The sequence below is a fragment of the Bradyrhizobium genomosp. I (2014) genome (assembly GCF_000261685.1).
In the GTDB taxonomy this organism is placed as follows: domain Bacteria; phylum Pseudomonadota; class Alphaproteobacteria; order Rhizobiales; family Xanthobacteraceae; genus Bradyrhizobium.
This window is the reverse complement of the sequence record NZ_AJQE01000337.1, coordinates 1-9,599: the sequence shown is the minus strand read 5'-3', so window position 1 is coordinate 9,599 and position 9,599 is coordinate 1. Positions and strand designations below refer to the sequence as shown.

The window sequence follows — 9,599 nt, the reverse complement described above, 5'->3', positions numbered from 1 at the left end:
AAAGCCGGTACGACCACGTCGCAGGCTGTCGAGGCTGCCGGGATCGACGCCCCCTCGATCGCGCCCGACCACGAGGCGCCACCCAAGCCGGATCCGGTCAAGGCGGATGCTCCCAAAGTCGAGCCCCCGCGGATCGACGTGCCGAAATTCGAAGCGAAGGCCGAGTCCAAGCTCGAGTCCAAGCCCGAGTCCAGGCCCGGCAAGCTCATTGTCATGGCGCCCTCGGAGCGGTCCTGGGACCGCGAGGACTTTGCTCCCCATGTCAAGGCGGACGAGCCGCGCGAGACCGGCGGCAAGCGCCGCTTGTCTGCGATGGCCGCGGTGGTGGCGATTGCCGCTTGCGTCGGCGCGATCAGCGGCGCGCTCGCGACCGCCGGCATGATGCGTTTCGCAGCCCCGGCCCAGGCGCCGGTACAGGTCGCCGACACCAGCGCGCTCGATGCTTCGGTCGCGCGAATCGACGCCGACCTCGTCGCGCTGAAGGCCAATGTCGAGCACGGTTCGAAATCCGGCGTCAGCCAGTTCAACCGGACCAACGACCGACTCGACAAGCTCGAGAAGGCGCAAGCCGAGCCGCTGGCCAGGATCGCCAAGCTGTCCGAGACCGTCGACAAGCTTCGCGCCGCGCCGCCCGCCGCCCCAGCGCAGGCCGCGGCAGCTCCCGCCAAGGAGACCACCGGCTCGATCGCGCCGACCCAGGTTGCGACCGCCGCAGCCGCACGGGCACCAGCCGCGCCCAAGAGCGAGGTCGGGCGTCTTCCGACGATCGAGGGCTGGAGGCTGCGCAACGCCGCCAATGGCGGTGCGCTGATCGAGGGCCGCGACGGCCTCTACGAGGTCTATCCCGGCGATCCCATCCCCGGCGTCGGCCGCGTCGATGCGATCCGCCGCCAGGACGGCCGCTGGGTGGTCGTCACCAGCAGGGGCCTGATCGTGTCGCGCTGAGCGTTCGATATCGACTTTCGAAAAGGCGCTTCACCACCATGTGAGGCGCCTTTTTACTTGAATAGGTGTCCCTGCGCGGTGTTACCTGAAGCATGGGCCGTGCCTTGCGAATTCTCTTTGCTGTCGCCGCATTGTTAGGTGGCGTCCATTCGCTATTCGCAGCGGAAGATACTGCTCTGACGCGCGGCACCGCCATCACCGATCCCGATCTCCTGCGCAAGCTCGACCAGAACGATACGCTGACGATCTCGCGCCTGCTCGCGCCGGAGCGGAACGCCGACGTCCCGCTCACGACCGACCTGATGTTGGCGTCGCTGCCGCAGCTCAAAGCGATTCTGCCGGCGATCGATGCGGAATTCGACCGCTACATCGCGCGCTACAAGGCGGCATATCCGACCGAAGCCATCGGCGTCGGCGAGGGTTTTGACGCGCAATTGTTCGATCGGGCCAATCTGAAATCTCCCGACACGCGTTTCGTGCTGGCTGGGATCGTCAATCGCATGGACCGCGCCTATGTCGCCGAAGAGTCCTGCGGCGAGATCCGGCTGATCTACCGTCTCGCGCGCTTCGAGAGCAGGCCGGATGGCGGCAAGACCGCAACGCGCCTCCCGATGACGCTCAACCTCGTGATGAAGGCGGGCGATCCGCGCCAGACGGATGCGAAGGGCAAACTGGTGACCTGCGCCGAGGTCGCCCGGCGCTGGCTCGACAATGGCGACTGGCAAGGCCTGATCGGCAGTCGCGTCCCTCCCTACGACGCCATGCTCGACCGCATCGAGACCAACATCCAGGTCTCGGTCGCGCCGAAATCGGCGCTGCATGATTTCCGCTCCGACTATCTGCTCAAGGTGTTCAAGTACGACGCTGCCACGAAGAGGTTCGAGGAATCGACGCTGGAGAACCAGATCGACCGCGACAGGATCTTCGCCGATAATGATCTCCGACGCGACTTCCGGGATTGGCTGCTCGCGCCCAATCATCTGCGCGAGTTCGATCGCGGCACCGTGCTGATCCCGGAGAAGTTCCTGGCCAAGGCCGCAGTGGTGCCGACGCCCGCCGGCCTCGATGCTTCGGCGCTGCAGCCCGCGTTCGGCATGATGCAAGGTGAGGGCAACGGCGATCCAGTCTTCACCGATGGCGACGTGGTCGGTGCGCTGAAGCAGGCGGCGGCCCGCGGCGTCGAGATGCAGAACATCCGCTCAGTCGCCGGTTTCCAGCGCCGTCTCAATGACGTCACCTGCGCCGGTTGTCACCAGACCCGCGGCATCGGCGGCTTCCATTTCCCGGGCGTCGACTGGCTTGCGGACAAGCCGTCGAATTCCGCCATCGTGCCGGCCTCGCCGCATTTTTTCGGCGACCAGCTCCGCCGCCGCGACATCCTGACCGCGTTCGCCGCGGGTAAACGTCCTGATTTCTCACGCGGATTTGCCAGCCGGCCGCAGACCCGCGGCAGCCCGGAGCTGGCCGGCACCGAGTATCAGGACGGCTGGGGTGCGCATTGTTCCCTGCAAGATGCGGGATCGGGATCGCCGGACAGGAGTTTTACGTCATGGAGCTGTGCTAACGGTCTCACCTGTCAGGCTGCCGCGGCCTCGCGCCGCATCGGCATGTGCTTCATCAAGACGCGTTAAACCGATTTTGGATGACCCATGACGGATACCAGCGGGACCAACAAGGAGCGCAATCGCGAGATCGCGCGGAATGAGGAAGCCAAGCAGGTCACCGGCAGCATCCGCGTCAGCACCTGGGCGGTCGCGGTGGCCGTCATCGTCGGAGGGATCTTGTTTACGCTCGGCTGGCTGGCGCTGAGGTAGCCCTCACTTCGCGTAGTTCGTCATCCGCTTGCCCGGCAGCAGCTCATAGGCCGGCATCCAGCCGGGCAGCGCGGCCATGCGGCCGAGCCAGGCGTGGATGGCGGGATGGCTCGCCGCGAAATCGAAGCCGTGCTCGTCGCTGGGATAGTGCAGATAGGCCATCATCGAGATGTCGGCGACCGTCGGCCTCGCCCCGATCGCGAAGTCATTGTGCTGGAGATGCCCGTCGAGAATGCCGAGGAAGTCCTCGAGCCGCCGGCGAAAATGCTTCAGCACCTGCGGATCGTTCTTCTCGGTGAAGGCGCGCATGAAGCGGTAGGTCGCCATGTAGCCGGTGAGCTTGTGGTTGTCCCAGAACAGCCAGCGCAGCAGCTCGAACTTCTCTTCCTCCATTTCGGCGCCGAAGCGGCCATATTGCTCGGCGAGCTTGAGCAGGAGGGGCGCGGTCTGCGTCATCTTCACGCCGTCGATCTCGAGCACGGGAATCTCGCCCATCTCGTTGACGGCGCTGCGCCACTCCGCCGTGCGCGTGACGCCGCCGCCAAAGTCGGTCCACACCGGCGCGAACGTCTCGCCGCACAGCGTCAGCATCAACGCCAGCTTGTAGCTGTTGCCGGATTCAGGGAAGTAGTGCAGGCGGTAGCTGGGCATGGGAGCTCATGACATGTGTTTTGTCGATGTATAGCGCGATCGTCCTGCGCCGTCATTGCGAGCGCAGCGAAGCAATCCAGCAATGCATCTGGCTCAGTGTCGTCCCGGCGAACGCCGGGACCCATACCGCGGAATCTCTCGGTCGTAGTTCGGTAGACGTCCCGAACGATGCGTCTTCGCCAAACTGCTCCCTGTGGTTATGGGTCCCGGCGTTCGCCGGGACGACAGCGGAGTGTGTAGCGAGCGACTTGACCTTACCCCACCGCCCCCGAACCCCTGAGCGCCTTGATCGCCGCCTCGTCGTATCCCGCGCCACGCAAGATCTCGTCACTGTGCTCGCCGACGGCTGGCGGCTTGCGCGGCTGCACCTTCCTGGCGCCGTCGATCCAGATCGGGCTGTTGATGGTGAGCATGGTGTCGTTCTCGAACGGCACCAGCACCTCGTTGTCGAGCATCTGCTTGTCGTTCGGGATGTCGTCCAGGATGGCGACGACGCCGAACACGAGGCCGTTGCCGTCGAGGATATTGCGCCATTCGGCGAGATCCCTGGTGGCGAAAGTGTCGTCCAGGATCTTGATCAGCTCGACCGAGCGGGCATGGCGGTCGGCCTTGGTGGCAAAGCGAGGATCATTGATCAAATCCTCGCGCCCGAGGCAGCGCGCCAGCGTCGGAAACTGCTTCTCCTCGTTCAGCAGAGACAGGATCAGCCAGCGGCCGTCCCTGCACTGATAATGGTTGGCGACTGCGTTCAGCGCGCGCTCGCGTGGCCGTCGCTCGCCGAACCTGGAGCCGCAGAGTTTTGCCTGCGCCAGCACGCTCGCCGCCCACACCCCGTTCGCCATCAGATTGGAGGCGACGTGCGAGCCCTTGCCGGTCTTCTCGCGCTGATAGAGCGCGGTGACGATGGCGCCGTAGAACGCCATGGCACAGGGATGATCGCCCATGCCGGCGACAGAACGTGCCGGCGTGGTGTCGGTGTCGGCGCGGACGAGGTCCATCAGGCCGGACCGCGCCCAATAGGCATTGCTGTCGAAGCCGGGCTTGTTGGCCTCTTCGCCCTTCTCGCCATAGCCGGTGAAGGAGGCATAGATCAGCCGATCGTTGAGATGGGCGAGATGGTCGTAGGTGATGCCGAGCTTGGCGCGCACCGGCGGCGGCATGTTGGTGATGAAGACGTCGGCCTCCGCCACCAGCTTGTACAGTACGGCCTGCGCCTCGGGCTTTGCGAGGTCGAGCGCGATGCTCTTCTTGTTGCGGGCCTCCAGCAGCCAGGCGAAATTGTGCTCGCCGGTCGGATAGCCCGGCAGGTTCGGCAGATTGCGGTAGGGGTCCCCGGCGCCGGGCGGCTCGATCTTGATGACTTCGGCGCCGAAGTCCGACAGCACGGTCGCGGCCGCGGGCGCTGCGATGAAGCTCGCACAGTCCAGAACCTTCAGACCCGCAAAAATGCCCTTGTCCATCGCGGCGTTGCTCCCTCGCTCCAGTCGTTTCCCGCGCGCTGGAATTGGCGCGGGCGCATCATGCAGCATTAGACCGATGTTTCCGCGGGATGCAACGGCGCCCGGCGCAGGGCCTCACTCCTCCCCCGCAAGCAACGCAGCATTGCCGCCGGCGGCCGCCGTGTTGATCGTAACGGTCTGCTCGGTCGCAAAGTGCGCGAGATAGTGCGGGCCGCCGGCCTTCGGGCCGGTTCCGGACAGGCCGTTGCCGCCGAACGGCTGCACCCCGACCACGGCGCCGATCATGTTGCGGTTGACGTAGATGTTGCCGACCTGGGCGCGATCGATGATCGCCTCGACCGTGTCGTCGATGCGGGAGTGGACGCCAAGGGTGAGCCCGTAGCCGGTACGCTCGATCGCTTGCAGGACGCGTTCGAGGTTCTCGGCGCGATAGCGTACGACATGCAGGATCGGGCCAAAGACCTCCTCGGTGAGCTGGCCGGGCTCCTTCAGCTCGAAGATGTGCGGCGCGACGAAGCAGCCTTCCGGCGCATCGCCTGCAAAGTGCAGCCGCGCCTCGCGCTTCATTCGCGCGATGTGCGCATCAAGGCGCTGCCTGGCCTCCTCGTCGATCACCGGCCCGACATGGGTTGCGACGTCGGAGGGATCGCCGATCTTCAACTCGCGCGCGGCGCCCGCGATCATCTCGATCATGCGGTCGGCGACGTCCTCCTGCACGAACAGGAGCCGCAGCGCCGAACAGCGTTGGCCGGCTGAACGGAAGGCCGAGGTCACGACGTCGTCGGCGACCTGTTCGGGCAGCGCGGTGGCATCCGCAATCATGGCGTTGATGCCGCCGGTCTCCGCGATCAGCGGCACGATCGGCCCGTCCTTGGCAGCGAGCGTCCGGTTGATGCTGCGGGCAACCTCGGTCGAGCCGGTGAAGACGACGCCGGCGATATCCGCGTGCGCCGTCAGCGCGGCCCCGATGCGGCCATCGCCGGTGACGAGGTGCAGCGCGCTCCTGGGGATGCCCGCCTCGTGCAGCAGGGCAACGGCCTCGCGAGCGATGCGCGGCGTCTGCTCGGCCGGCTTTGCGACCACGCTGTCGCCGGCCATCAGCGCCGCCGTGACCTGCCCCAGGAAGATCGCCAGCGGAAAATTCCATGGCGAGATCGCGACGAAGACGCCGCGGCCGCGCATGGCGAGCGCATTGCTCTCGCCGGTCGGGCCGGGCATGGCGGCATCGGCGCCGAACAGCTTGCGGCCCTGCGCGGCATAGTAGCGGCAGAAGTCGGCGGCTTCGCGCAGCTCCGACAACGCATCGTCAAGCGTCTTGCCGCCCTCGGCTTGCAGCAGCGCGATGAAATGCGCGCCTCGGCTCTCCAGGAGATGCGCGGCCTGCTCCAGCGCCGTCGCGCGCGTAGCTGCCGGCGTCCGGCTCCAACTGGCAAAGCCCGCGCGTGCTGCGGCCACGGCTGCGCTGGCCTGATCCGGCGTCGCGTCGGTGATGGATTTGAGATCGGCCGCCTCGGCCCTGACGCCGGCCAGCAGCTGGTCGAGTGCGGCACGCTCGCCGAATTCGACGCCGCGCGAATTGCGCCGCTCCGGCGCGAACAGATCTGCCGGCAACGGAATCCTGGGATGGGCCGCCTGTTGCGGTCGGCCGATGGCATCCGCCGGGCGCTGTAGCAGCGCCGAAACCGGCACGCGATAGTCGGCCGCCTGCGCCACGAACGACGAGTTGGCGCCGTTCTCCAGGAGCCGGCGCACCAGATAGGCGAGCAAATCACGATGGCTGCCCACGGGCGCATAGGTGCGGTGGGCGAGGTTCGGGTGATCTTTTGCCAGTTGCTCGTACAGCGCCTCGCCCATGCCATGCAGGCGCTGGAATTCGAAGCCGCTGCTATCAGCGGCAAGCTCCAGCACGGTCGCGACCGTCAGCGCGTTGTGGGTGGCGAATTGCGGGAAGATGCGCGGCCGCAAGGCGAGCAGTTTCGTCGCGCAGGCGATGTAGTTCAGATCCGTCATCGCCTTGCGTGTGAACACGGGATAGCCGTCGAGGCCGCGCTCCTGCGCGCGCTTGATTTCGGTGTCCCAATAGGCGCCCTTGACCAGCCGCACCATCAGCTTGCGGTCATGCGCGCGGGCGAGTTCGTCGACGTAGTCGATCACCGCGCCGGCGCGCTTCTGATAGGCCTGGACGGCGAGGCCAAATCCGTCCCAGCCCCCGAGCGAGGCGTCGGCCAGCGTTGCCGCGATCACGTCGAGCGACAGTTCCAGCCGGTCGGCCTCTTCTGCATCGACGGTGAAGTTCAAATCATGAGCCTTGGCGCGCTGTGCCAGATCCAGCAGCAGCGGCACCAGCTCGGCCATCACGCGGTCGCGGCTGATCGCCTCGAAGCGAGGATGCAGCGCCGATAGTTTGACCGAGATGCCGGGCCGGTCGGGCAGGGGATGGGAGCCCGCCGCCTTGCCGATCGTTTCAATCGCGCTGGCATAGGCATCGAAATAGCGCTTCGCGTCCGCCGCCGTGCGCGCGCCTTCGCCGAGCATATCGAAGGAATAGCGCGGCTTCTGGCCGGAGCGCGGCCGGCCCCGCTCCAGCGCCTGCTCGATGGTCTCGCCCAGCACGAAATGATTGCCCATCAGCCGCATCGCCTGGCGCGTGGCGGTGCGCACCGCCGGCGCGCCGAGCCGCTTCACGAGACGACCGATGGTGCCGTCGGGCGTCTCGCCGGGCTGGATCACCCGTGCCGACAGGCCGAGCGCCCAGGCCGAAGCGTTGACCAGGAACGCGGTGGACTTGGTTTCGTGATGGATGAAATCGCCCTCGCCGAGCTTGTCCTCGATGAACTGGTCGGCGGTGCGCGTGTCTGGGACGCGCAGCAACGCCTCGGCCAGCACCATCAGCGCCAGCCCTTCCTTGGTCGAGAGCGCGAACTCCCGCAGCATGTCCTCGACCCCGCCAAGACTACCTGCAAGCCGGTCGTCGCGCTTGCGGATCGCCTCGATCAGCCGCGTCGCGGTGCGGTCGATCCGCGCCTCTTGCGGCGGGCTCGGATGTGCCGACGGCAAGAGACGCGCGGCAAAGTCGGCGTCGTCGGGTGCATAGGGCGCAGCGAAGGGAGGCGGGATGTTCGGCATGGCGTGTCCTGTGGCTGAAATCCAGGATAAGGCCGGCATGACCGTAGTTCGATGGACAAATTAGTGACTTTACCTTAGAAAGTGAAGTTCAATGAGAAAATGGCCGAATAAAATATGGAACTCGATCGCATCGACCGGAAAATCCTCTCGATTCTGCAGGAGGATGGGCGCATCGCCAATGTCGAGCTCGCCGAGCGCATCGGGCTGTCGCCGACGTCGATCGGCGAACGGTTGAAGCGCTTGCAGCGCGAGGGTTTTGTCGAGGGCTACGGTGCGCGGCTCAACCCGCACCGGCTCGGTCTTGGCCTGTTGGTGTTCGTCGAGGTGCTGCTCGACAAGACCACGCCCGACAATTTCGAGCGCTTTGCGCGTGCAGTGAAACTCGCGCCCGAGGTGCTGGAGTGTCACATGATTGCCGGCGGCTTCGACTATCTTGTGAAGGCGCGGCTTGCGGACATGGCCGCTTATCGACGCTTCCTCGGCGAGACCCTGCTGTCGATGCCGGGCGTGCGCGAGACGCGGACCTATGCGGTGATGGAGGAGATCAAGCGCGACGCACCGTTGCCGGTGGGCTGACGAAATGCCGTCGCGATTGTCGTTGCTGTGGCGTGAACAAACGGTCTTCCAAGGAAAAATAGCTATCCTCGTGCAATCGCAACGCCTGTCGTCGAGTGCACTGGCCGTCTTCTGAAATTTTCTTGGCCCGGCTCCCGGATTGGTCCGGGAGGCAGCAAAAGCTGGCGGGCTTATACTTTGAGGTTCTCTGCGGAGGTCTTGCCCCGGTTTGCGATCTCTTCGTATTCCACCGTCTGTCCCTCGTTGAGAGTGGACAGGCCGGCTTTCTGCACTGCCGAGATATGCACGAACACATCCTTGCCCCCCGACGCAGGCTGGATAAATCCATAACCCTTCGTCGGGTTGAACCACTTGACCGTACCTTTAGCCATCACGACTTCTCCGCGGGTCTTCCTCCGAGATCTCGAACCGCCAATCCCCGCCAATCGGCCGGTTCGGTCCTAACAGGATACGCGGATTGTGGCGGGCTTGGTAGCTCAAACCATATCGGCATTTTGCTGAATTCCGCTCAACTTCGCGGCGTTTTTGCCGCTTTTGCCCGTTTCGCGGTCAAATAGCCCGCGCGCGTCCGGCATCCGTCAATACGTCGCAGCCAGATAATCGACGATCTTGCCGACATCCGCGTCGTCGATCGGCGCGCCATAGACCTTGATCATCTTGGTCACCTCGGCCTGCCAGAAGCCCTTCCGGTCCTTCATCGGCGGTTGCGTGGCGATGTAATCGGACGAGTGACAGGCGCTGCAATTGCCCTGCACGACATCGAGATTGGGACCAGGCTTGAAGGCGGCGACCTCGTCGGGGGTCTTGTAGTTGACCGGCGCGGCAAGCGCCGAACTCACCACGGCGGCGAGGGCGAGCGTGATGGCGAGGGGAATGGTGCGCTGCATGATCATTCTCCTTCAGGCCACCGTCACGCGGACGGTTTCGACGACGTTGCGCAGATAACCCGCTGGATTCCAGCGCGGCGTGTCCGGCTGGGTCTCGCCGCCATTGCCGGTGGCCCGTACCTTGAGCTCGTGGCCGCCTG

At 65.4% G+C, this 9,599-nt stretch carries 9 protein-coding genes and 1 pseudogene; 4 read left to right on the top strand and 6 right to left on the bottom strand.

Going from position 1 to position 9,599, the window contains the following annotated elements:
* The 3 genes from IC50_RS30120 to IC50_RS42645 form a co-directional block, all read left to right on the top strand.
* Window positions 1–945: hypothetical protein (locus tag IC50_RS30120; RefSeq protein ID WP_035713476.1), on the top strand; the 945-nt coding region annotated here is incomplete at its 5' end.
* A 92-nt stretch (window positions 946–1,037) separates the two neighbouring features.
* Entirely contained in the window at window positions 1,038–2,576 is a 1,539-nt protein-coding gene (locus IC50_RS30115) for a hypothetical protein (protein WP_035713473.1), read from the top strand.
* 18 nt (window positions 2,577–2,594) lie between these two features.
* Window positions 2,595–2,759, top strand: a complete 165-nt coding sequence (locus IC50_RS42645; protein WP_193374172.1) for a hypothetical protein — start codon at window positions 2,595–2,597, stop codon at window positions 2,757–2,759.
* A 3-nt stretch (window positions 2,760–2,762) separates the two neighbouring features.
* On the opposite strand, the gene IC50_RS30110 is transcribed toward IC50_RS42645, so the two are convergent.
* The 3 genes from IC50_RS30110 to putA all read right to left on the bottom strand — a co-directional run bounded on the left by IC50_RS30110 (window position 2,763) and on the right by putA (window position 7,996).
* Entirely contained in the window at window positions 2,763–3,410 is a 648-nt protein-coding gene (locus IC50_RS30110; protein ID WP_035713471.1) for a glutathione S-transferase family protein, read from the bottom strand.
* Between the two features lie 254 nt (window positions 3,411–3,664).
* On the bottom strand, window positions 3,665–4,870 hold the full coding sequence (locus tag IC50_RS30105) for a CaiB/BaiF CoA transferase family protein (RefSeq protein ID WP_035713470.1): 1,206 nt from the start codon (window positions 4,868–4,870) through the stop codon (window positions 3,665–3,667).
* 114 nt (window positions 4,871–4,984) lie between these two features.
* Complete coding sequence (gene putA, locus IC50_RS30100) at window positions 4,985–7,996, bottom strand: bifunctional proline dehydrogenase/L-glutamate gamma-semialdehyde dehydrogenase PutA (RefSeq protein WP_035713468.1); 3,012 nt, start codon at window positions 7,994–7,996, stop codon at window positions 4,985–4,987.
* A gap of 114 nt (window positions 7,997–8,110) precedes the next feature.
* On the opposite strand from putA, the gene IC50_RS30095 reads away from it, so the two are divergent.
* Complete coding sequence (locus tag IC50_RS30095; protein ID WP_035713467.1) at window positions 8,111–8,572, top strand: Lrp/AsnC ligand binding domain-containing protein; 462 nt, start codon at window positions 8,111–8,113, stop codon at window positions 8,570–8,572.
* A gap of 170 nt (window positions 8,573–8,742) precedes the next feature.
* On the opposite strand, the gene IC50_RS30090 is transcribed toward IC50_RS30095, so the two are convergent.
* The 3 genes and pseudogenes from IC50_RS30090 to IC50_RS43380 form a co-directional block, all read right to left on the bottom strand.
* Complete coding sequence (locus IC50_RS30090; protein ID WP_008563500.1) at window positions 8,743–8,943, bottom strand: cold-shock protein; 201 nt, start codon at window positions 8,941–8,943, stop codon at window positions 8,743–8,745.
* Window positions 8,944–9,150: 207 nt separating this feature from the next.
* Window positions 9,151–9,459, bottom strand: a complete 309-nt coding sequence (gene sorB / locus IC50_RS30085; protein WP_035713480.1) for a SorB family sulfite dehydrogenase c-type cytochrome subunit — start codon at window positions 9,457–9,459, stop codon at window positions 9,151–9,153.
* A 12-nt stretch (window positions 9,460–9,471) separates the two neighbouring features.
* A pseudogene (locus IC50_RS43380) lies at window positions 9,472–9,599 on the bottom strand (molybdopterin-dependent oxidoreductase); the annotation flags it as partial.

Excerpts from the sequence above, each read along its gene's own strand:
- IC50_RS30115 (WP_035713473.1), top strand. The coding sequence starts at position 1,038 with ATGGGCCGTGCCTTGCGAATTCTCTTTGCTGTCGCCGCATTGTTAGGT.
- IC50_RS42645 (WP_193374172.1), top strand. The coding sequence starts at position 2,595 with ATGACGGATACCAGCGGGACCAACAAGGAGCGCAATCGCGAGATCGCG.
- IC50_RS30110 (WP_035713471.1), bottom strand. The coding sequence starts at position 3,410 with ATGCCCAGCTACCGCCTGCACTACTTCCCTGAATCCGGCAACAGCTAC.
- IC50_RS30105 (WP_035713470.1), bottom strand. The coding sequence starts at position 4,870 with ATGGACAAGGGCATTTTTGCGGGTCTGAAGGTTCTGGACTGTGCGAGC.
- putA (WP_035713468.1), bottom strand. The coding sequence starts at position 7,996 with ATGCCGAACATCCCGCCTCCCTTCGCTGCGCCCTATGCACCCGACGAC.
- IC50_RS30095 (WP_035713467.1), top strand. The coding sequence starts at position 8,111 with ATGGAACTCGATCGCATCGACCGGAAAATCCTCTCGATTCTGCAGGAG.
- IC50_RS30090 (WP_008563500.1), bottom strand. The coding sequence starts at position 8,943 with ATGGCTAAAGGTACGGTCAAGTGGTTCAACCCGACGAAGGGTTATGGA.
- sorB (WP_035713480.1), bottom strand. The coding sequence starts at position 9,459 with ATGCAGCGCACCATTCCCCTCGCCATCACGCTCGCCCTCGCCGCCGTG.